The 21870-nt window shown below is 48.4% G+C and carries 16 protein-coding genes; 9 read left to right on the top strand and 7 right to left on the bottom strand.

What is annotated here, in order from left to right; translation table 11 throughout:
* Positions 1–76: 76 nt before the first annotated feature.
* Positions 77–2134 carry a TonB-dependent receptor gene (locus P150_RS0114740; RefSeq protein WP_028898367.1) on the top strand — a complete coding sequence of 686 codons (2058 nt, stop codon included), beginning with the start codon at positions 77–79 and terminating at the stop codon, positions 2132–2134.
* Positions 2135–2542: 408 nt separating this feature from the next.
* Complete coding sequence (locus P150_RS0114735) at positions 2543–3775, top strand: MFS transporter (protein ID WP_369793330.1); 1233 nt, start codon at positions 2543–2545, stop codon at positions 3773–3775.
* Here P150_RS0114735 and P150_RS0114730 read toward each other — a convergent pair.
* The 4 genes from P150_RS0114730 to P150_RS0114715 all read right to left on the bottom strand — a co-directional run bounded on the left by P150_RS0114730 (position 3741) and on the right by P150_RS0114715 (position 8609).
* A complete protein-coding gene (locus tag P150_RS0114730; RefSeq protein WP_028898365.1) occupies positions 3741–4556 on the bottom strand; it encodes a uroporphyrinogen-III synthase in 816 nt (271 codons plus the stop codon). The two genes, P150_RS0114735 and P150_RS0114730, sit on opposite strands and share 35 nt — an antisense overlap.
* A 103-nt stretch (positions 4557–4659) precedes the next feature.
* Complete coding sequence (gene hemG / locus P150_RS0114725; protein WP_028898364.1) at positions 4660–6021, bottom strand: protoporphyrinogen oxidase; 1362 nt, start codon at positions 6019–6021, stop codon at positions 4660–4662.
* A 252-nt stretch (positions 6022–6273) separates the two neighbouring features.
* Positions 6274–7638 carry an oxygen-independent coproporphyrinogen III oxidase gene (gene hemN, locus P150_RS0114720; protein ID WP_028898363.1) on the bottom strand — a complete coding sequence of 455 codons (1365 nt, stop codon included), beginning with the start codon at positions 7636–7638 and terminating at the stop codon, positions 6274–6276.
* A 413-nt stretch (positions 7639–8051) separates the two neighbouring features.
* Positions 8052–8609 (bottom strand): sugar O-acetyltransferase, encoded by a 558-nt coding sequence (locus P150_RS0114715; RefSeq protein ID WP_028898362.1) that lies wholly within the window; start codon positions 8607–8609, stop codon positions 8052–8054.
* Positions 8610–9318: 709 nt separating this feature from the next.
* Here P150_RS0114715 and P150_RS0114705 point away from each other — a divergent pair.
* From P150_RS0114705 to P150_RS0114685, 4 genes are all read left to right on the top strand, one after another.
* Entirely contained in the window at positions 9319–10824 is a 1506-nt protein-coding gene (locus tag P150_RS0114705) for a glutamine synthetase family protein (RefSeq protein WP_028898360.1), read from the top strand.
* 354 nt (positions 10825–11178) lie between these two features.
* Entirely contained in the window at positions 11179–11355 is a 177-nt protein-coding gene (locus P150_RS17740; RefSeq protein WP_155953029.1) for a hypothetical protein, read from the top strand.
* A gap of 199 nt (positions 11356–11554) precedes the next feature.
* Positions 11555–12805 (top strand): nucleotide sugar dehydrogenase, encoded by a 1251-nt coding sequence (locus tag P150_RS0114690; protein ID WP_028898359.1) that lies wholly within the window; start codon positions 11555–11557, stop codon positions 12803–12805.
* 9 nt (positions 12806–12814) lie between these two features.
* Complete coding sequence (locus P150_RS0114685) at positions 12815–13732, top strand: alpha/beta hydrolase (protein WP_051617649.1); 918 nt, start codon at positions 12815–12817, stop codon at positions 13730–13732.
* Between the two features lie 188 nt (positions 13733–13920).
* Here the strand turns inward: P150_RS0114685 and nadC are convergent, their stop codons facing one another.
* The 3 genes from nadC to nadB form a co-directional block, all read right to left on the bottom strand.
* A complete protein-coding gene (gene nadC, locus P150_RS0114680; RefSeq protein WP_028898357.1) occupies positions 13921–14796 on the bottom strand; it encodes a carboxylating nicotinate-nucleotide diphosphorylase in 876 nt (291 codons plus the stop codon).
* An 86-nt stretch (positions 14797–14882) separates the two neighbouring features.
* A complete protein-coding gene (gene nadA, locus P150_RS0114675) occupies positions 14883–15875 on the bottom strand; it encodes a quinolinate synthase NadA (protein WP_028898356.1) in 993 nt (330 codons plus the stop codon).
* Positions 15876–16132: 257 nt separating this feature from the next.
* Positions 16133–17719 (bottom strand): L-aspartate oxidase, encoded by a 1587-nt coding sequence (gene nadB, locus P150_RS0114670; RefSeq protein WP_028898355.1) that lies wholly within the window; start codon positions 17717–17719, stop codon positions 16133–16135.
* 941 nt (positions 17720–18660) lie between these two features.
* Between nadB and rlmN the strand changes: the two genes are divergently transcribed.
* The 3 genes from rlmN to P150_RS0114650 all read left to right on the top strand — a co-directional run bounded on the left by rlmN (position 18661) and on the right by P150_RS0114650 (position 21840).
* Positions 18661–19701 carry a 23S rRNA (adenine(2503)-C(2))-methyltransferase RlmN gene (gene rlmN, locus P150_RS0114660; RefSeq protein WP_028898354.1) on the top strand — a complete coding sequence of 347 codons (1041 nt, stop codon included), beginning with the start codon at positions 18661–18663 and terminating at the stop codon, positions 19699–19701.
* Entirely contained in the window at positions 19688–20614 is a 927-nt protein-coding gene (locus tag P150_RS0114655; RefSeq protein ID WP_028898353.1) for a DUF4837 family protein, read from the top strand. Before rlmN ends, P150_RS0114655 begins: the two co-directional genes overlap by 14 nt.
* Before the next feature lie 116 nt (positions 20615–20730).
* Positions 20731–21840, top strand: coding sequence for a PdxA family protein (locus P150_RS0114650; RefSeq protein WP_028898352.1), 1110 nt, complete (start codon positions 20731–20733; stop codon positions 21838–21840).
* Positions 21841–21870: the final 30 nt, after the last annotated feature.

Genomic DNA, 21870 nt, shown 5'->3' with positions numbered 1-21870 from the left:
AATAAATAAGGATTGTGAAAAAAGCATAAACGGCGTACCTTTGCAGGCGAAATTATCAGAAAGAAACAAGATTTTTATGTTGAACGAATTGCTATTGCTGTCACTTGCGATGAGTGGCACACCAGACATTCCCAATGATTCCAGTACGTTTAGAAGTGTGTCTATGGATGAGGTCGTGGTAAACGACTTCAAGCAGAACCAAAAGAATCTTACACCTGTCTCTGTTTCGAGAGCAGATGTAAGAATGTTGCAGACCCAACAGATTCTGAGTCCGAAGGAATTGACGGCCGTTATGCCTAATTTCTATATGCCGGACTATGGCTCTCGTGCCAATACGCCGGTCTTTGTGCGTGGTATCGGCACGAAGGTGAAGGGTTCTTCGGTGGGTTATTATGTGGACGGCGTGCCTCATTTCGAGTCATCGGCATTCGACATCGACCTCAGCGACGTCGCCGCCGTGGATGTTTTCCGAGGTCCGCAAGGCACGCTCTATGGGCGAAATGCCATTGGTGGCATCGTGAATGTTTACACCCATAATCCTTTGGAGTATCAGAATACACGTGTAAAGCTCGGTTACGGAAGGTTCAACGACTTTACTGCACAGGCATCCAACTATACGAAGCTCAGCGACAGCTTCGGTTTCTCGGTGGCAGGCTCTTATCATCACAACGACGGTATGTTCAATAATGCCCATCTTGGCGAAAAAGTGGACGACATCGACGAAGGCGAGGGACGCCTGGGACTCTACTGGAAACCCTCGCAGCAATGGATGCTGCGCCTGAACACCACTCTGGCTTACAGCGATCAGGGAGGTTATCCCTATGCGCCGTATGATGTGGAGAACGACAAGGTGGAGGAAATCAGCTATAACCGTTACAGTCTTTTCCGCAGACTGATTTCCACCACCGGATTCAATGCCCGATATGAGAACGAGAAGATAAGTTTCAACAGCCAGACATCCTATCAGTACATCAAGACGCATATGGGAATCGATCAGGATTTCACCATTGCCGACAAGTATTTCGTGGACAACGACTATCATCAGAATATGCTTTCGCAGGAATTTACGCTGAAGTCGAACAGCGACAGCCGTTATCAGTGGATTGTGGGAGCCTTCGGAATGTTGTTCGGCTCGAATCAATTCATTCAGAACACTATGCACTCGGCCGGAATGGCTACGCCGACCGATTACAGCATTCCCACGGAATCGTTCGCACTCTACCATCAGAGTTCCTATAATATATGGAGAGGACTTTCTGCCACCGTTGGTCTGCGCTTCGACTATGATCACGCAAAGACCAATTACAACAGAGAAAGCCTGAACCTGAAGACGGGGGAATGGAAACATCTTGCCGACCACGAGAGCAAGGCAAACTTCCGTCAGTTCACTCCGAAGTTCACGCTCCAGTATCTGACCACGGAAAACAATCTCTACTATGCGAGCATCACGCGCGGTTATAAGCCGGGTGGATTCAACAACAGCTTCAAGGAAGACCACGAACGCTCCTATGAGCCTGAATACAGTTGGAACTATGAGGTGGGAGCACGTGTGAACTTCCTCGACGGAAGGCTCTTTACAGAACTGGATCTGTTCTATATAGACTGGCGGCACATGCAGACTACCTACACGATACCCGGTGTTGGAAACGTGATGACGAATGCAGGCCATACGGACAGCAAAGGTTTGGAACTCTCGCTCGGCTATCGTCCTGTCAAGGGTATGCAGCTCAACCTCAGCTATGGCTATACCCACGCCCGCTATCTCGACTACCACAAGAGCCAGAAGGAAGATTATTCAGGACATAGGCTTCCGATGGTGCCGAACCACACGCTGGCTCTGAACGGCAGCTACACCATCTTGCCGACAGGATGGCTCGATAAGGTTGTGTTCAGCGCAGGTATGACCGGCATCGGCAGAATTTACTGGGTCGACGACAACGTGGTAAGCCAGAACTTCTATGCGCTTCTCAATGCGAAGGTAAGCCTCACGAAGGGCATCTTCACGTGGGAAGTATGGGGAAAGAACCTTACCAACACAGATTACATCGCTTACGGATTCAAGTCGGGCGCAACAAACTATGCGCAGAAGGGCAAACCTCTTACATTCGGAACTTCCGTTGCAGTGAACTTTTAACAGAAAGAGAATTTCATTCACGCGATATTCCCCCATCGAGAAGCCTTTAGGTATTCTTGATGGGGGATAGAAGTTCAGGGAAACGGAGTGGTTTTTCAGCATCTTTGGCACAGACGGCAGACCATTGCGCCTGTTTTAAGTTTTCATCGGACAGCAATTCACGGTCGTGCAATGCGTCAGAAACATACCGTTTGTAAGTGTTTGAAAATCAATGGATACAAAGTCGCTTTCCAATCTTGCGAAGAATGCAGTCCGTTTTTGCGAAGATTGCGCTACGTTTTTGCGAAGATTGCAGCGCATTCTTCGGTTACTTGCAAAACCGATGAGTGAACAGGTTTTCCGATAGGGAGAACAAGGCTATGAAACTGCTTGATATGCACGGGAAAACAACAGAAAAAGAGAAATGAAATGGCAATGAACAATTCAGAAAACAATAATGGGCGCATAATGAGTTTGGGAACATTTCTGGCTCTCTATATTGCGCAATTCGTGCCCTCGTCGTTTATGATGACTGCCTTGCAGGTAACGATGCGCGAGGGAAAATACAGTCTGGCAGTAATCGGACTGCTGAATCTCGTGCGGCTGCCGTGGCTCGTCAAGTTCCTTTGGTCGCCGTTGGTAGACAGGCATTGCCTGACGGTGGGCGATTACAAGAAAACCATCATTTCCTGTGAGGCTGTCTATGCACTGGCATTGCTGTTTACGGGATTCTTCGACGTGAAGTCCGATTTGTTGCTCATTCTGATTCTGTTCTTCATCTCTATGCTTGCATCGTCTACACAGGATATTGCCACGGACGCATTGGCTATCCTGTCGTTCAGAAAACAGGACCGAAGCCTGCTGAACAGTATGCAGTCGATGGGAAGTTTCGGAGGCACGCTGATAGGAAGCGGACTGCTGCTGATGGTGCTCCATAGCTATGGGTGGCACGTGGTGGTGCCCTGTCTGGCATTGTTTGTTCTGCTGATGCTCATTCCGCTTCTGCTCAACAGGCATATCACGATAGAGGCGAAGAAACCCGAGAACAAGGCGAAGCTGGCAGACTTCATCTGGTTCTTCTCGCAGCGGAGCGTGTGGCCGCAGATAGGTTTCCTGATGCTCTATTATATGGGCATCATCGGCATTATATCCACGCTCCGCCCGTACCTTGTTGATCACGGCTATTCAATGAAAGAGATAGGATTTCTCATCGGCATCGTAGGCACGGCGAGTTCTTTCGTCTGTGCGTGGTTCTCGGGCGTGCTGTTGCGCAGAATCGGATTGCACAGGGCACGCGTTCTCTTTGCTGTCTGCATTCTCTCAGCCCCCTGTTACTTTCTGCTTTTGAGTTTCTTTCCGTTCAGCAAGGTTGCTTTCCTCATCGGAATTATCTATGTTCAGGCCTGCTACGGACTGGCAACGGTGGTGGTCTATACCTCATCTATGCAGTGTGTTCGTCCCGGAAGAGAGGGAACCGACTTTACCGTGCAGGTGGTCATCTCTCATTTGAGTGGTATGTTCATTGCCGTTGCGTCGGGAAGCATCGGGCAGTGGTTCGGCTATGAGGGGATTTATGTGGTGGAAATAGCTGTTTCTGCAATCAGCCTGATCTACATTCTCCACTTCTTCAAAGCGAAGAAAGATACGATTTCAGATTTGTAGCAAATGCTTCGAACGAACCGAAATCCTTTGAAATGAAGTCTATCTGCAAGCCTTCTTCCTCTGCGCATTTGGCAGTATAGGGACCGAAACAGGCTGTGAGGGTAGGTTTCATTTCCTTCTTATTGACAGGTAAGCCTTCCATCAACTCACGATACACCTGCGCTTCAGCCCCACTGGTAAAGGCAACGCAGTCAATTTTGCTTGTGATGGCGTGTCGCACTTTGTTCAAGGCAGTAGCGTTCGCCTTGCAGGTCTTGTAAACGGATATGAAAGTTGGCTTTGTATCAATGTGCCGTAACGATGCAATGAAGTCGGGAACGGTGCTTGGTTCTCGGATTCCTTCCACTCTCGGACCTAATACTGCCACACGTTTTCCGATGTGATTGCCTGTCTTTTCAAGCTCTTTTGCAATACCCATAAGGCTCGGTTCGCTGTTGGCGAAGCACGGCGGAAGGTTTAATGCGCTTTTCATATACTCCACGTCTTTCCCGATGCTTGCGTAACCAATAGTATCGGAGAAGCGGAAAGGAGCTTTCTCTCGGAATCTCGCCATTGCCTCGATGGCTTTTCGGCTCGTGAATATTACATAGTCGAAGCTGTTCAGACTGCCGATGAGCGTGTTAGTTGCATCGTCAGCGTCGAAAATCTCGGTTGCAATCAACGGAATGGCAATCGGATCCAGCACGATATTCCCCTCCCTCGAAGCCGTTCGCAGGGCATCACAAAACCTTTTGGAATATCCTTTCGGCGCAGTAACCAGAATGTTGTAAGTCCTTTTCATCTGTGTCAGGGGGTATTTGCCTGTAACCTTATCAACTTGTAGCCTTGTATCTTTCCGTGTTCGGGATAAGTGTGAACTCAGGTATATTATTGTCGAGGGATAATTATCGCTTGCTGATGGAGTTTGCCACATCAACGGCCTGCTTTATTCTGTCGCCCATTCCTATTCCGTCCCTGATGTTTCCGGCAATATGGAGTGAGGGATATTGCGTTTCAACCTCCTGAATGGTGCCCAGTCGTGTGTCCGTTTCCTCCATATACTGGGGAATGGCGCGTGCGTGTCGGAATATTCTGATGACATCTGCCTTTGTTCCTTCGGGAAACTTCAGCATTCGGTGCAGGGATTCGTTCACGATTTGCGTGAGTTCCTCGTCCGACTTCTCGAGATATTCCGTGTGTCGGGCACCACCTAAGAAGTAGGCGAAGTTTGCTCCACCCTCCGGCGCACGGTTTGCAAAGCACGCCGACGGCATCAGTATGCCCAGAATCTGTTGCTTTTCCTTTGACGGCACGAGACCTCCGAAGGCTTTCCAGTCCGTACCCTTCGTGTCCCTGATGCCCACGCCTATTTCAATCACGGGGGCATAATAGAGATTGTCCAAGTTCTTTGTCTGTTCTTCTGAAAGGAAGGGCAGGAGCTTCGGAAGCTCGTAAGACGGACAGGTAGTGATAATCTCGTCGGCAATTCTCTCTTCTTCTCCCCAAGTGAGTTTCCACTTGTTGCCGAAAGGCGTGATGGTAAGCCCGTCGCAGTTCAGCGAAATGCGCTCCGAACCGATGGCGTTGCCCAATGCCTGCACCAGATTTCCGAATCCTCCCCTTGTGGAGAATACGGCTTTGGTGGCACGCTTCTCTCTTTCGGTCTTCTGCTTTTTGCTCAATGCGATGCTTCCTCTGATGAATCCGCCGTAGGTCTGTTCGAGATTGTAGAGCTTTGGAAGTGCCAGACGCGTGGGAAGTTTGTATGGATCGCCGGCATAGACGCCTGAAAGGAACGGGTCTACGGCATAGTCTACGAACGATTTTCCCAGTCTGCGCTCTGCAAGTGCGCCCACTGATTCGTTGGGATTGGTTCCCGGCTTCCTCCAAGGTTCGCCGAGGATGCGGAATTTGTCTTTTAATGTGAACAGGGGAGTGAAGATTGCGCCGACAGGATTCGAGGGAAGTGCGTGGAATTGGTTGCCCTTCCATATCAATCTGCACTTGCTCGACTTGTGTGCTTCCTCCAGTTGGCACGCATCGGCAAGGTCGTCGAACAGCTCTGCCACTTCCGGATGCTTTATTGTTCCTGTGCTCGGTCCTTCTTCCATCACGAATCCGTCTGCTTCTATGGTCTGCATAAATCCACCGATGCGTCCGGTTTTCTCCAAAACCTCCACATCGTGTCCGTTTTTCTTCAATTGCCGGGCGCAGGTAAGCCCTGTCAGGCCTGCTCCTATCACTATAATTTCGCGTGTTTGTTGCATATATTGTTTTTTAGTTAAGGAGTTAAAGGAGTGAAAGGGAGTTAAAGAAGTTAAGGGATAATGGAGTTAAAGGAGTGAAGGGGAGTTAAAGGAATTAAAGACAATGCCATCGTATTGTCCGATGATGCTGCTAAACTTTAGTATTGTCTTTAACTTCCTTAACTCCATTAACTTCCTTAACTCCTCTTCCTTTATTCCTTCACTCCTCTCCTTTAACTTCTTTAACTCCCTTTCACTCCTTTAACTCCTTCACTATATCGGTTTAGAAAATTTCCTTGTTGTATTAATCATCAGTGGATCGAGCGTGGCTGCGACGTTGCGGACGAACGGATTGCCATCTTCAGTCATTGTCAGCTCTGCATCGTTGAATCGCAGAATGCCGTCTGTCTGCATTTCACTCAATCTTGCTTCGTCGTAGTTCACGGCTTGCTTGATGGCTGATGTGTCGAGGCTGAGGCTTTGGGCTATTTCGCTCCAATCAATGTGATAGTTGCACATCAGGGTTTCGATCACTTCGCGTGCGATTTGCTCTTGAGCAGAGAGCAGATAGCCTTTCTTTATCGGAAGTCTGCCGGATGAAACCTCCTCGATGTACTCGGGAATGGCCTTTGAATTTTGCGCATAGGCAGTTTCGAGCTGACTGATTCCGGTAACGCCGAAAGCATAAACCTGTGCCGTTGTGCGTCTGGTGCAGTATCCCTGAAAGTTCCGGTGCAGCTTGTGCGTGTTCAGAGCCGTGGCTAATTCGTCATCGGGGAGCACGAAATGGTCGAGCCCTATGCCGAGATAGCCTGCGCCGGTAAGCGTTTCCTTTGCCTTTCGGAACATCTCTGCCTTGTCTTCTGCCGACGGCAGTCCCTGTTTCTCGAGAATCAACTGCCTTTTGAATATCCAAGGACAATGCCCGTAGCTGAAGGTGGTGAGACGGTCGGGACGAAGCGACACGGCTTTCCTGATGGAGTGGTTGAAACTCTCGGGCGTTTGTCCGGGCAGTCCGAAAAGAAAATCCAGATTGATGCCTGCACCAACGCCTCGCAGTATCTCGAATATCTCTTCCATAAGCAGGGCGGACGGTTCGCGGTTCACGGCCTTGAGCACCTCGGTGTCGAAGTCCTGAACGCCGATGCTGAAACGGTTGAAGCGTGCTTCGGCCAGTCCTTCCCAGTCTTTGGGGGTAAGAAATCCCGGATGGCACTCAATGGCAATCTCGGGTTGTCCGATGGTGGGCAGCAGGGAGAGCAAGTGTTCGTTGAGTTCTTTCAGAACACCGACCGGCATTGCCGTAGGACTTCCCCCGCCATAATGTATCTGCGAGATTTTCCTGTCCTTACTGATGTGCCTTGCCACGAGGTCAATCTCCCTGTGCAATGCGTCGATGTATGCACCAATCCTGTCTTCCTTCTGCATCGCATACGAATTGCAGCCACAGTAATGGCAGAGTCTGCGGCAATAGGGAATATGGATGTAGAAGGAAACGTTGCCGTTTCGCGCATTGTTGCTGCGAATGACAGCGTCCACGTATTCCTCTTCTCCAAACTCCCTGAAATAGTTTGCGGGAGGATAACTGGTGTATCGGGGTACTGATATGTTGTATTTCTCTATCAGTTTGTTGTTCATTTCAAATCTGTTCTTGTATGGATTGGCATTGCCTGTGTTGCCAATGGCTTGCAAAGGTACAAAAATCGGCACACATATCTTCTCCTTATTTATAAGGATATTCTGAAAAGAGGAAACGGCGGCAGCGTTCATCAGTCAGTCGGATTTCGATAAACAAAAAAGGAGATGCAGAAGCTCTGTAAACCACTTGCTGAAAAATATCACGTGATATTCTTCCAAATATCACGTGATATTCTCTCAAATATTACGTGATATTTTCCTAAATATTACGTGATATTCTCCCAAATATCACGTGATATCTGAACAGGGAGCCTGTTTAATGTGTTGAAATGAGCAGTTGAGGAGCGAACAAAGCGACCTGTTCGTCCTCTTTGTCAGCTTGCTCGCTTCGTCTTCTTGTCCCATTTCCCCATTCAAGGTTCGATAAACTTAATCACTTTACAGGGATTCCCTACGGCTACGGCATTGTCGGGGATATCTTTCGTAACCACCGAGCCTGCTCCGATGGTAACGTTGCTGCCGATGGTAACGCCCGGCAGCACCACAACGTTACCCCCAATCCACACGTTGTTGCCCACCTTGATGGGCAGCGCGTACTGTATGTCGGCATTCCTTTCCCCGGGATTCAGCGCGTGTCCGGCCGTATAGAAAGCACAGTTGGGCGCAACGAACACGTGGTCGCCGAAGGTAACTTTCGCTTCGTCGAGAATTACCATATTCATATTGGCAAAGAAATGCTCGCCGAACTCAATGTTGTAGCCGTAGTCGCAGAAGAAGGGCGCAATGATTTTGAAATGCTCGCCCGTTTTTCCCAATAACTTTCTCAGTCTGTCGGTGCGCTCCTCAAGCCTTGAAGGCGGAAGATGATTCAGTTCGTAGCATTCTTGCTCGCAGGGGTAGAGGTCTTTCAGCACCTCGGGGTCGCTTGCAATGTAGGGCAGTCCTAACTCTTGTTTTTCTTTTTCAGTCATAAGATGGTGTTTTGGGCAGTGCTCCCATCACTGTATGCGTAAGCGCAAACGGCGGAGTGGGGCAATGTGGATAACGGTTTGTTCCTTTCAATGTGGCAGCAAAATTAAGGATAAAATCATTGACGGGCAAATATTAAAACCTGTTTTCTCTCTAAAGCCGACGGCGAATATGCGCTGATATGCTTTTGGGGACTGTAAACCTGTTCACGGCTCGACGTGCTGTTGCGTCTGTTCCTTTATTAGCTTGTAGTTGCATCGTTGTGTGGATTCTTAAAATAGATGTACTCTGTAAGTTGTTGAAAATCAAAGGATAGAAACTCAGTTTCCAATCTTGCGAAGAATGCAGCCCATTCTTCGCAAAAATGCAATGCAATCTTGCGAAGATTGTTCGCCATTCTTCGCAAGATTAGAAATCGTGCTTTTATCCGTCCGTTACAATTAGTGTTCTGAAGCGTCTGTTTTGAGTAATCTGCCTCGGGCAAACGGTGCAAATCCTTTGAGGATATAAGCTGAATATTTCACTATGTAAAGCCAATGCAGGTATTGCAAAGTGCTCAAGTATTCTTTACCTTTCAATATGTCAGTTATGAATTTTATGTAAATAGACCAGCATTGGGATAAAATTCTTCGATAAAAATTAGGTTATACTGAATATAATGTCTATTTTTGCAGAAGTTATTACTAAATTCTTAAGCGATATAAATCAATTATGGAAAATCACTCTTTTGCAATTTATGCAAACAAGGTGGAGGCTCATTTGAAGAAGCCTTCAAAGACATTCACAAAGGCTGACATTATGAAGCTCGTGGAGGATCTTGACATCAAGATGCTCAAGTTTATGTATCCTGCTGGCGACGGCAGACTGAAGACATTGAACTTTATGCTCAATTCAGTTGAGTATCTCGAAACTATCCTCACTTCTGGTGAGCGTGTAGACGGTTCTTCTCTCTTCAGCTTCATTCAGGCAGGCAGCAGCGACCTCTACGTTATGCCTCGTTTCTCAACAGCGTTTATCGATCCATTCGAAGAAATACCAACTCTCTGTATGATCTGCTCATTCTTCAACAGAGACGGTCAGCCATTGGAATCTTCTCCTGAATACACATTGACAAAGGCTATGAAGGCTTTCAACGATGTTACAGGTTTGGAATTTCAGGCTATGGGCGAGTTGGAATACTACGTTATCAGCCCGGACGAGGCTGTGTTCCCGGCAGTAGACCAGAAGGGTTATCACGAGAGCACTCCGTTTGCTAAGGCAAACGACTTCCGTACACGCTGTATGAAGCTCATCGCTGAGTGCGGCGGTCAGATCAAGTACGGTCACTCTGAGGTGGGTAACTTCAGCGAAGAGGACTTGTGCTACGAACAGAATGAAATCGAATTCCTCCCTGTTCCTGCAAACGAGTGCGCTGACCAGATTATGGTGGCTAAGTGGATTATCCGCAATCTCGGCTATCAGGAAGGCTACGACATCACGTTCGCTCCGAAGATCACAGTAGGAAAGGCTGGTTCTGGTATGCACATCCACATGCGCATTATGAAGGACGGCAAGAACAGAATGCTCGACGGCAACCAGCTTTCAACAGAAGCACGCAAGGCTATCGCAGGTATGATGGACTTGGCTGAAAGTATCACAGCTTTCGGCAACAAGAATCCTACTTCTTACTTCCGTCTCGTTCCTCATCAGGAAGCTCCGACAAACGTATGCTGGGGTATGAGCAACCGTTCTGTATTGGTTCGCGTTCCTCTTGGTTGGACATCTGGCGAGGATATGTGCCACAAGGCTAACCCAATCGAACCTGAAACAGCTCGCGATTACAGCAGCAAGCAGACTGTGGAAATGCGTTCTCCGGACGGTTCTGCCGACATCTACCAGTTGCTCTCTGGTCTTTGTGTTGCCTGCCGCCACGGTTTCGAGATGGAAAATGCACTCGAAGTTGCTGACGCAACATTCGCTGACGGCGACATCCACGATCCAAAGAATGCTGAACGTTACGCTAAGCTGGCTCAGTTGCCAGACAGCTGCTGCGCTTCTGCCGACCGTTTGGAGAAGCAGCGCAAGGTTTACGAGCAGTACGACGTGTTCTCTCCTGCTATGATCGATGGCATCATCGCTCAGTTGCGCGCATTCAACGACGGAAATCTCCGTGCTGAACTCAAGGACAATGAGAAGGGTGTGTTCGAACTCGTTAAGAAGTTCTACCACTGTGGTTAATTAGGAGGCATTGCCTTTTAGCGTAATAAAATCAACTGCACGAAGCTGCTGAAGGTAGTTTCGTGCAGTTATTGTATGAAAACTTGAAAGAAATCGTAAAACCGTTTTATAAATACTATTTTCTATATGACCACAAGACGTATTCTATACATTGTAGCAACCGTAATCGGAACGTTTGCAGCCTGTGTCTGTATCTCTCTTTTAGTGGATTTTTTGTTGGACTGGCTTTTCGGATCAGAATCCGATGCAAGTGAGGATTGGTATTTTGGGGCTATTGTGTTTGGTGTAATGTGGGGCATTTGGGAAGGATATAAATTAATCAGGAAGAAGTGATTTTGCTAAAATAGTAGAAAAATGGAACATTGTATAATGAGAGCGGTTGTATTTTTGATGGTGTTTGTCATCCTGATGTTTATCAACCATTACCTCTTGGACTATGATTTCACGATAGGTTCATTGATAAAGGAGTTTCTTTACTGCGCCTTTTTCTATCTATTCGGGCACTTTATAGCGTATTATCGCAAGAAGTGAACCTTGCCCGTCGTGGTTCTTCATTCCGGGTATGGGGGGTTGGCTGTCTGAATATTGTTGAGGGAACAGGATTCACAGCCGACGGAATGCGCCTGTATAGTTGAAATATTATGCAGGTGTATTTTATTTTATAGTCGGGTAGGTGTTTGAAAGAAAATGCTTAACTTTGCAAGAAAGTTTTAAACTGCAATCGGGAAATATGAAAAACGATATAAAGATAGCCGTTGCCGGTACCGGTTATGTGGGATTGAGCATTGCAACATTGCTGAGTCAGCACCACGAAGTAGTGGCTGTTGATGTAATACAAGACAAGGTAGACCTTATCAACAGCAGAAAATCTCCCATTCAGGACGATTACATCGAAAAGTATCTGGCTGAAAAGGAACTGATGCTTGTTGCTACCACCAATGGAGAAGAAGCTTACAGGGATGCCGACTTCGTGGTAATTGCTACACCGACGAATTACGACCCCGTAAAGAATTACTTCGACACGACACACGTGGAGGAAGTGATAGAGATGGTGATGAAGGTAAACCCTGATGCGATTATGGTTATCAAGTCTACGATTCCCGTGGGATACACGGAGAATGTCCGAAAGAAATTCCGTTGCGATAATATCATCTTTGCACCGGAATTTCTCCGTGAGAGCAAGGCACTCTATGACAACCTTTATCCCAGCCGAATCATAGTAGGCAGACCTGACAACGACGAACGGCTGGACAGGGCTGCCCGTCTCTTTGCCGAATTGCTTCAGGAAGGCGCATTGGCAGAAAACGTGTCCACGTTGTTTATGGGACTGACGGAGGCAGAAGCCGTGAAGCTCTTTGCCAATACATACCTCGCACTTCGGGTTAGTTATTTCAATGAACTGGATACCTATGCCGAGGTAAAGGGACTCGCCACGTCGGACATCATTCAGGGAGTTTGCCTCGATCCCCGAATAGGCTCGTTCTACAACAATCCTTCGTTCGGTTACGGAGGATATTGTCTGCCGAAAGACACGAAACAACTGCTGGCAAACTATTCGGATGTGCCCGAGAATCTGATTCAGGCCATCGTGGAAAGCAATCGCACACGTAAGGATTTCATTGCCGATCAGGTGCTCAACAAGGCGGGATATTACGATTATTACGAGCAGGGAAGCTATAATCCCAAAACCGAAAAGGAATGTGTGATTGGCGTTTACCGATTGACGATGAAGTTCAACAGCGATAATTTCCGCCAAAGTTCCATTCAGGGCGTGATGAAACGCATCAAGGCGAAGGGCGCAACCGTTATTATCTACGAGCCGACACTCGAAGACGGCACTACATTCTTCGGAAGTCTGGTGGTAAATGACCTTGAAACTTTCAAGCAACGGTGCGACGCTATCATTGCAAACCGATACGACACGGTGCTCGATGATGTGAGGGAAAAAGTATATACACGCGATATATTCCAACGGGATTAATGTTATTGAATGATGAAGGAAATAGAGAAGAAGGACGGTTGCTACTCTAAAAGTTTGATGCGCGTGGAAGTTACGCAGCCCCGCATCGACGTTGTAAATGAAGTGGTGTATGCCCAATACTTTAAGAATGGCACGCGCTCGTTGCACATGACGCTTTTCGTGCCCAATACCGACGAGCCCAAGCCCTGCGTTGTCTATTTTCCCGGTGGTGGATTTACCACGTCCGACTACGGAAAATGGAGTCGTCTGCGTATGGCACTCGCACTTCAGGGCTTCGTGGTCGCAGCCGTGGAATACCGTGCCATTCCCGATCCGTTTCCATCTATCCTCATCGACGGCAAAACAGCCATCCGTTACCTCCGTGCCCACGCAGACCAGTTCGGTATTGATGTGAACCGTATCGGCGTAATGGGCAATTCAGCAGGTGGATATTTGGCGAATTTGGTTACAATGACGTCAGATGTGGACGAATTTAACGTGGGAGATTTCCTTGAATATTCGTCAGCCACACAGGCTTGTTGCGACATCTTCGGTCCGACCCACCTTGCTTCGATGGACGAGGGATTCCCCGAAGAAGCGCACGAATACCATAAATCGCCCAGTGCTACGGAGGCCTTGCTCCTCAATGGAGTTACCTATGGACGGAATCAAGCCTATGATATCCACGATGATATGGAACGGGCGACGTGGGCCAGTCCCATGGGTTATCTGAAAGCAGACCTCCCTCCCTTCCTGATTCTGCACGGAACGAAAGACAATATGGTCTCGATTTGGCAGAGCGAACATCTGTATGAAGGACTGAAAGCTCTTAATGTGCCTGTGGAATACATTCAGCTTGAAGGTGCTTCTCACGGCGATGATCCTTGGTTTCAGCAACCTGTTATTGAATTGATAGTGAACTGGTTCAAGAAGCAACTGCTTGTATGATGCAGTTTGTTGCTGACTGAAAATTCAAAAGACGGCTATATATAAGGAAAAGATAAAACAGTAGAATATGATTTTGGTCAAAATTGCTTGCAAATGCGTGAGGAGTGCAGGCAATTCTGACCAAATTTGCTTTTTATCGGTAAAGCCGTTGCTTCCATTTCTTCTACGTCTTTACCCTTGAAGGCTCTTTACTTAATCAGCAGTTTATCGCTTCCGGCCGCCTTGAAGCTCATATCGAGTCCCTTGACGCTGTGTGTCAGTGCCCCAAAGGAAATGAAATCAACTCCAGCTTGTGCGTAGGGAATCATCGTTTCAAAAGTAATTCCACCACTGGATTCAGTCTCACAGCGTCCGGCAACAAGCTGAATGGCTTTCCGTGTATCTTCAGGCGTGAAGTTATCGAACATTATTCGGTCGCAGCCTTCGGCGAGAGCCTCGTCCAGTTCCTTGAAATTGCGCACCTCGCATTCTATTTTTATGTCCTTTCCGTTGTCCTTGCAGTATTGTTTTGCACGCGAAATGGCGTTGTGTATGCCACCACAGAAGTCTATGTGATTGTCTTTCAGCAGAATCATATCGAACAATCCGATGCGATGGTTCATTCCTCCACCTATTTTCACGGCTTCTTTTTCGAGCATTCGCATTCCCGGCGTAGTCTTTCTTGTGTCCAAAACACGTGTTTTCGTGCCTGCGTCGATGAGTGCCTGCTGATATTTGTGCGTCATTGTTGCGATGCCGCTCATTCGCTGTAAGATGTTGAGCATAAGGCGTTCGGTCTGCAACAGGCTTTGTTCGCGACCTTTCACGCTCATTACGATGTCGCCGGGTTTTACGTGTGCACCATCTTCAATGTAAACCTCCACTTCGAGTTCGGGATCGAAGCGATGGAACACCTTCTTTGCTATTTCCACACCTGCGAAAATACCTTCCTGTTTGATGAGGAGTTTGCTTTCTCCCATCGCATCGGGAGGGATGCAGCAGAGTGTTGTATGGTCGCCGTCGCCAATGTCTTCGCTGAATGCGAGGTCGATGAGCTTATCGTTGAGTTCTTCTACTGTGAGCATAGTGTTATTGTTTTGAGAGGATTGAAGAGAAAAGTTGCGGGCAGCCAATCAGTCTGAAACCTGATTGTGAAGCGTCCGACATTCGGTTACAATCCAAGTTGTTTAGAAATTTCGAGCATTTTATTGATTGGGCGAATGGCTTTCTTCGCCACTTCCAGGTCTACCTCCACCGTTGGCCATTCGTATTTCAGGCAGTTGTAGAGTTTACGGAGGTTGATGAGCTTCATAAAGTTGCACTCATTGCAGGCACAGGTGCTGTCATCGGGTGGTGCGGGAATGAAAGTCTTGTGCGGCGCACCTTTCTGCATTTCGTGAAGAATGCCGCTTTCCGTAGCAACGATAAATTCCTGCGCCTCATCTGCGATGCTGAACTTCAGTAATGCTGCCGTGCTTCCCACCTTATCGGCAATCCTTGCCACGGGAGCTTTGCATTCCGGATGGGCGAGAATCTTTGCGTTAGGATGTTCTTTCTTGAGCTGCATAATGCGTTCGATTGAGAATTTCTCGTGAACGTGGCACGCACCGTTCCATAAGAGCATATTTCTGTCGGTCAGACTGTTGATATATCCACCGAGATTCTGGTCGGGACCGAAGATCATCGGTGTGTCCTTGGGAAACGAATCCACTATCTGCTTCGCATTGCTGCTCGTTACCACCACGTCGGTAACGGCCTTTGTGGCAGCCGTAGTGTTTACGTAGCTGATGACGGTATGGTCGGGATGCGCCTTTACGAACTGTTCAAATTCATCAGCAGGGCAGCTTTCTGCCAACGAACAGGATGCGTTCAGGTCAGGAACGAGCACCGTTTTCTCCGGACAGAGTATCTTATTGGTTTCGCCCATAAAGTGAACGCCGCACATTACGATGATGTCTGCATCGGTAGCAGCAGCCTTTTGCGCCAGAGCCAGACTGTCGCCTACGAAGTCTGCCAAGTCCTGTACTTCGCCTTCGGTGTAGTAATGTGCCATAATCACGGCATTCTTCTCCTTGCACATTCGTCGGATTTCGGCTTTGATGTCGGTGTTTTCGGGAACAGGCTCGTCGATAAAGCCGAGTTCCAACCATTTCTTGTCAATCATTTTATAATGTTTTTAGGATATTGTTATATGTTTGGGAGTTTAAGGGGGGGGAGGAGTTAAAGGGAGTTAAGACAACGGATAGAGTTGGAGAAGGGGAGTTAAAGAAGTTAGAGGAGTTAAAGAAGTTAGAGGAGTTAAAGGGAGTTAAGACAGCAGATAGCGTTGCAAGGTTCTTTCTATTTCCCTTTTTCCGTCTTCCATTTCCCATCTCACATTTCCCATTTCCCATCTTCCATTTCCCATTTAATATTCCCCATTCATCTGTCGTATGCGTGCTTGGGATAATCCACCGTGTAGTGCAACCCGCGGCTCTCTTTCCGTTCAATGGCCTGACGGGTGATGAGATAGCCCACGTTTATCATATTCCGAAGTTCGCAGATGTCCTTTGTAGCCTTCACGTGCTTGAAAAGACTCTCCGTTTCCTCGTACAGCAGGTCGAGGCGGCTCCACGCACGTTTCAGGCGCAAGTCGCTGCGCACGATGCCTACGTAGTTGCTCATAATCGAACCCACCTCACGGATGCTCTCCGTGATGAGCACACGCTCTTCGTTGGTCATCGTGCCCTCATCGTCCCATTCCGGTATTTCCTTGTTAAGTTCGTAATTGTGGAGAACCTTCAGGGAATGTTCCGATGCCGATTTCGCATACACAACGGCCTCGATGAGCGAGTTGCTTGCCAGACGATTGCCGCCGTGCAGCCCCGTGCAGGCACATTCGCCTACGGCATAGAGCCTGTGGATGGAACTTTCGCCGTTCAGATTTACCTTGATGCCGCCACACATATAGTGCGCACTCGGACAAACCGGTATGTACTGCTTCGTGATATCGATGCCGATGCTCAGGCATTTCTCGTAGATATGCGGGAAATGCTTCTTCGTTTCCTCGGGATTCTTGTGCGTAACGTCCAGACAGACGTGGTCGAGTCCGTAGATTTTCATTTCACGGTCGATGGCACGTGCCACGATGTCGCGGGGCGCAAGCGAAAGCCTGTCGTCGTATTTCTGCATAAACTCCTCGCCGTTGGGCAGTCGGAGAATGCCTCCGTAGCCACGCATCGCCTCGGTAATGAGGAAGGAGGGATGCGTTTCGGCGGGATTGAAAAGCACAGTGGGGTGGAACTGCACGAACTCCATATCCTGAACCGTTCCCTTGGCACGGTAGACCATTGCGATACCGTCGCCGGTGGAGATCACGGGATTGGAGGTTGTGGCATAAACTGCGCCCGTTCCTCCCGTAGCCATCAGCGTAACACGGCTGAGAAACGTGTCAATCTTCCGTGTGTTCGGGTTGAGGATATACGCACCGTAGCATTCTATGTCGGGCGTGCGCCTCGTTACCTCCACGCCCAAATGGTGTTGAGTGATGATTTCCACGGCGTAGTAGTTCTCGAAGATGGTAATGTTCTCGTTCTCCCGCACGGCTTTCATCAGCCCCCGCTGTATCTCAAAACCCGTATCGTCTGCGTGGTGGAGAATACGGAACTCGCTGTGTCCTCCTTCACGATGAAGGTCGAAGTTGCCATCCTCCTTCCTGTCGAAACTGACACCCCATTTCACGAGCGACCGTATGGCATCGGGAGCATTCCTTACCACGTGTTCCACGGCGGCACGGTCGGAAATATAATCGCCTGCCACGATGGTGTCCTCGATATGCTTGTCGAAATTGTCCACCGTGAGGTTTGTAACGGCAGCAATCCCGCCCTGCGCCTTTGCCGTATTGGCTTCGTCGAGCGTGGTTTTGCATATCAGTGCCACCTTTCCTTTGTTGCTGTTCGCCACGTTCAGCGCGTAGCTCATTCCGGCTACGCCTGCTCCGATAACAAGAAAATCAAATTCGCGTATCATAATCTGTAAGTTCTCAATCGCTCTATGTTTCTGCAAATGTAGGAAAAACTTTCCAATAAACAACCTTTAATTCCGTGTTTTGTTCTTTTTTCAGGGCGATTTTATGCTTATCGGTTCGGATTTATACTGAATTAATGTAAGTGGTTGAAAATCAGTATGCAAGAAAATCGTTTCCAATCTTGCGAAGAATGCGTTCCAATCTTCGCAAGATTGGGCTGCGTTTTTGCGAAGAATGGATTGCATTCTTCGGTCGTTTGCAAAACGCGCCTCGAACAGTATGGAAAGAGGGTTCGATAATCTGCCCGATATTCAGGGGAACGAGTGAACCAATTGACAGGCAATTTAAGAAACATTCTTTCAAATATCACGTAATATTCTTTCAAATATCACGTAATATTCTTTCAAATATCACGTAATATTCTTTCAAATATCACGTAATATTCTTTCAAATATCACGTAATATTCTTCCAAATATCACGTAATATTCTTTCAAATATCACGTAATATTCTTTCAAATATCACGTAATATTCTTTCAAATATCACGTAATATTCTTTCAAATATCACGTAATATTCTTTCAAATATCACGTAATATTCTTTCAAATATCACGTAATATTCTTTCAAATATCACGTAATATTTCTTCAAATATCACGTAATATTCTTTCAAATATCACGTAATATTTCTTCAAATATCACGTAATATTTCTCCAAATATCACGTGATATTTTTCCAATTGCTGTTTCTGCGTGTTCAAGAGCGTAGGGGAGAAGCTGGTCTGAAACGATAGGCGGAAAAGCAAGACTGCTCGTTGAACGGTTCACTTGTCAGGTCGCAAACTGAACCTCTTCAATTTATAAAAAGAATGAAAACCAAGAGAATTAGTCATTTTTTCGCTATCTTTGCACCATTAATATATACAATATATATAGGGAACAAGAAATGGAAGTCGCAAAGAAACCGTTGATGGGTATGAACCTTCAGGAACTGAAAGCCGTTGCCAAGGAATTGGGAATGCCGGCTTTTACGGGAAGCCAGATGGCGAAATGGCTCTATACGCAGCACGTTACGACGATAGACGAGATGACGAATATCTCGAAAGCGAACAGGGAAAAGCTGAACGAATCTTACACGATAGGAAGCAAAGGGCATACTGATGCACAGTATTCCAAGGACGGAACGATTAAATATCTGTTTCCGACAGAGAGCGGAAAGTTCGTGGAGACGGTCTATATTCCCGACGACGACCGTGCCACGCTTTGCGTTTCGTCGCAGGTGGGCTGCAAGATGAACTGTCTTTTCTGCCAGACCGGCAAGCAGGGATTTGAAGGAAACCTCACGGCTACCGACATTCTGAACCAGATTTACTCGCTGCCTGAAAGGGAAAAGCTCACCAATATCGTCTTTATGGGGCAGGGCGAGCCGATGGACAATCTCGACAATGTGCTCCGTACAACCGAGATAATGACGGCAGACTACGGCTATGCGTGGTCGCCGAAGCGCATCACGGTGAGCAGCGTGGGCGTAAGGGGCAAGCTGAAACGCTTTCTGGAAGAGAGCGACTGCCACGTGGCCATCAGTATGCACAACCCCGTTCCCTCGGAGCGTTCGGCGATAATGCCTGCTGAGAAGGGTATGCCGATAGAGGACGTCGTGGAACTGCTGCGCAATTATGATTTCTCGCATCAGCGGCGGCTCTCCTTTGAGTATATCGTGTTCGGCGGCGTGAACGATTCCATCGCACACGCCAAGGAGATTATCAAGTTGGTAAAGGGACTGGAATGTCGCTTCAACCTGATTCGCTTCCATACGATACCCGACGTCAATCTGCACGGTGCCGGCGACCGGAAGATGGAAGAATTCCGGGATTACCTCACGGGGCACGGCGTGTTCACAACCATCCGTGCAAGCAGAGGGCAGGATATTTTCGCTGCCTGTGGTCTGCTGTCCACATCGAAGAAGATTGCCGATGTCAGGTCGTAAGCTGCTTTGCCTTTGCTCTCTTTTCGCGCTCTTTCTCTTATGGGGCTGCAAGGAGGATTCGCTCTTGCCGAAGGGTGGAGGAAAGCCTTATGAGGTGCTGATAGTGGGCGATGACGACAGTTTGCTCTTCCGTTTGCTCTCCGTGGGAATGACGGGTTTGCCGCAGTCGGAACCTTGTTTCGATATTTCGGAGATAGATTCGTTGCAGTTCAAAGGCTCGTATCGGCTGGTTCGCAACATCGTTGTGCTGAAGACAGACAGTCTGCGATACCTGAAGACGGAAGTGAGCGTGGCGCGGAATGTGTATGCGCAGCCACAGATGATAATCACCGTAGCCGCGCCTTCGGAAGAAGCGTTGCGGACGTATCTCCAAACGGACGGCAATGCACTGCGCACCCGTCTCGTGAAAGCAGAACTGGCAAGGGTGCAACAGGATTTAAACCGGCATCGCAACCCCTCCGCCGAATCAAAGGTCAGGGAAATGTTCGGCGTGGATATGCGGATTCCGAGCGATATGACGTCGAGCAAGAAGGGAAAGGACTTTCTCTGGTTTTCAAACAATGCAAGCGCGGGAATGGCAAACATCTGTATCTACACGATTCGCCGTGGCGATTTCAGGCAGCAGCGCGACAGCGTGATGCGAAGGAACATTCCCGGCGAGCACGAGGGGATGTTCGTGCAGACCACTTCGATAGCATCGGTCAGCGAGAACAAGGGAAACTCCACCACCATCCGTGGACTGTGGGAAATGAAGAACGATGCGATGGGCGGTCCTTTCATTGCCTATGCAAAGGCAGACGGCGCAACCGACAGGCTCGTGGTGGCAGAAGCATTCGTCTATGCCCCCGAAACCAAGAAGCGAAACCTGCTGAGACGACTGGAAGCAGTGCTCTACACGATGCAGCGCAAGTGAAAAGTCGCTGCAATCTCAAGCCCGATACGTGCTGTCGGGAGTCCGATACGCATCGTCGGAAACAAGAATAGATGATGTCTGAAACAAGAATAGATAATAAAACAACAATATATACAATGAACGATAACCGAAAAATCCGCGTCGCCATCACTCACGGCGACACCAACGGAATAGGATATGAACTGATTTTTAGAACCTTTGAGGCACAGGAAATGCTCGAACTCTGCACGCCGATCGTCTATGGATCGCCCAAAGTGGCAGCCTATCATCGCAATGCACTCGAGATTCCTGCCAACTTCACGATAGTAAACGACGTGGAGGAAATCAGAGACGGACGCATCAACTTTATACCTGTGTTCGACGAAGAGATAAAAGTGGAATTGGGAGTGCCCACCGAGGAGTCGGGCAATGCAGGGCTGCGAGCCATCGACCGTGCTTTGGAAGACTATCGCAACGGCGTTTTCGACGTACTCGTAACGGCTCCGATCGACAATAACGACCAGTTCCACTTCAGTGGGCAGAGTCGTTACATCGAAGACCACCTTGAAGTAGAGAACCAAGGTCTGTCTGTTCTCGTGAACGAGCGTATGCGTGTGGCACTCGCAACGCGAAATCTGCCTTTGAAACAGGTGGTGGAATCTATCACGACAAGCAGCGTCAAGGAAAAAGCCACGATTCTTTTCAACAGCATCCGACGCGATTTCCGTATCTCAAACCCGCGCATTGCCATCCTCGCACTCAACCCGAAGGCAGGCGACAACGGTCTGTTGGGCTCTGAAGAACAGGAGATTATCGCACCGGCAATCGACGCTCTGGAAGAAGAAGGCATACAGGCATTCGGCCCTTACGCTGCCGACAAGTTCTTTGGAAACGGCGATTACGAGCAGTTCGACGGCATTCTCGCTATGTACTACGATCAGGGACTGACTCCTTTCCGTGCCCTGACGGTGGAGGGTGGCGTGAACTATCTTGCCGGATTGCCACTCGTGCGCACGGCTCCCGAAACAACAGCCGGCTTCGGCATTGCAGGGAAAGGCATTGCTGACGAAACTGCTATGCGGCACGCCATCTATCTGGCGATAGATGTGTTCCGTCATCGCAGGGAATACGATGCTCCGATGGGCAATCCGTTGCCGAAACTCTACAAGGAACGCCGTGATGAGAGCGATAAGGTGCGCTTCTCGATTCCAAAGCGTCGCGAGGACAGGGCGCAAATCGGCGAGTAATTGACGGGAAACAAGCGGACAGGCTCGCGG

Origin of the sequence: Prevotella sp. HUN102 (assembly GCF_000688375.1) — a bacterium.
In the GTDB taxonomy this organism is placed as follows: Bacteria; Bacteroidota; Bacteroidia; order Bacteroidales; family Bacteroidaceae; genus Prevotella.
The sequence above is the reverse complement of the archived record's forward strand: the minus strand, read 5'-3'. Positions and strand labels throughout refer to the sequence as shown.

Bases quoted from the DNA above. Each gene is read 5' to 3' on its own strand.
- rlmN (WP_028898354.1), top strand. From the start codon at position 18,661: ATGGAAGTCGCAAAGAAACCGTTGATGGGTATGAACCTTCAGGAACTG.
- P150_RS0114685 (WP_051617649.1), top strand. From the start codon at position 12,815: ATGATGAAGGAAATAGAGAAGAAGGACGGTTGCTACTCTAAAAGTTTG.
- nadA (WP_028898356.1), bottom strand. From the start codon at position 15,875: ATGATTGACAAGAAATGGTTGGAACTCGGCTTTATCGACGAGCCTGTT.
- nadB (WP_028898355.1), bottom strand. From the start codon at position 17,719: ATGATACGCGAATTTGATTTTCTTGTTATCGGAGCAGGCGTAGCCGGA.
- P150_RS0114740 (WP_028898367.1), top strand. From the start codon at position 77: ATGTTGAACGAATTGCTATTGCTGTCACTTGCGATGAGTGGCACACCA.
- P150_RS0114705 (WP_028898360.1), top strand. From the start codon at position 9,319: ATGGAAAATCACTCTTTTGCAATTTATGCAAACAAGGTGGAGGCTCAT.
- P150_RS0114735 (WP_369793330.1), top strand. From the start codon at position 2,543: ATGGCAATGAACAATTCAGAAAACAATAATGGGCGCATAATGAGTTTG.
- P150_RS0114655 (WP_028898353.1), top strand. From the start codon at position 19,688: ATGTCAGGTCGTAAGCTGCTTTGCCTTTGCTCTCTTTTCGCGCTCTTT.
- P150_RS0114650 (WP_028898352.1), top strand. From the start codon at position 20,731: ATGAACGATAACCGAAAAATCCGCGTCGCCATCACTCACGGCGACACC.
- hemG (WP_028898364.1), bottom strand. From the start codon at position 6,021: ATGCAACAAACACGCGAAATTATAGTGATAGGAGCAGGCCTGACAGGG.
- P150_RS0114715 (WP_028898362.1), bottom strand. From the start codon at position 8,609: ATGACTGAAAAAGAAAAACAAGAGTTAGGACTGCCCTACATTGCAAGC.
- nadC (WP_028898357.1), bottom strand. From the start codon at position 14,796: ATGCTCACAGTAGAAGAACTCAACGATAAGCTCATCGACCTCGCATTC.
- P150_RS0114730 (WP_028898365.1), bottom strand. From the start codon at position 4,556: ATGAAAAGGACTTACAACATTCTGGTTACTGCGCCGAAAGGATATTCC.
- P150_RS0114690 (WP_028898359.1), top strand. From the start codon at position 11,555: ATGAAAAACGATATAAAGATAGCCGTTGCCGGTACCGGTTATGTGGGA.
- P150_RS17740 (WP_155953029.1), top strand. From the start codon at position 11,179: ATGGAACATTGTATAATGAGAGCGGTTGTATTTTTGATGGTGTTTGTC.
- hemN (WP_028898363.1), bottom strand. From the start codon at position 7,638: ATGAACAACAAACTGATAGAGAAATACAACATATCAGTACCCCGATAC.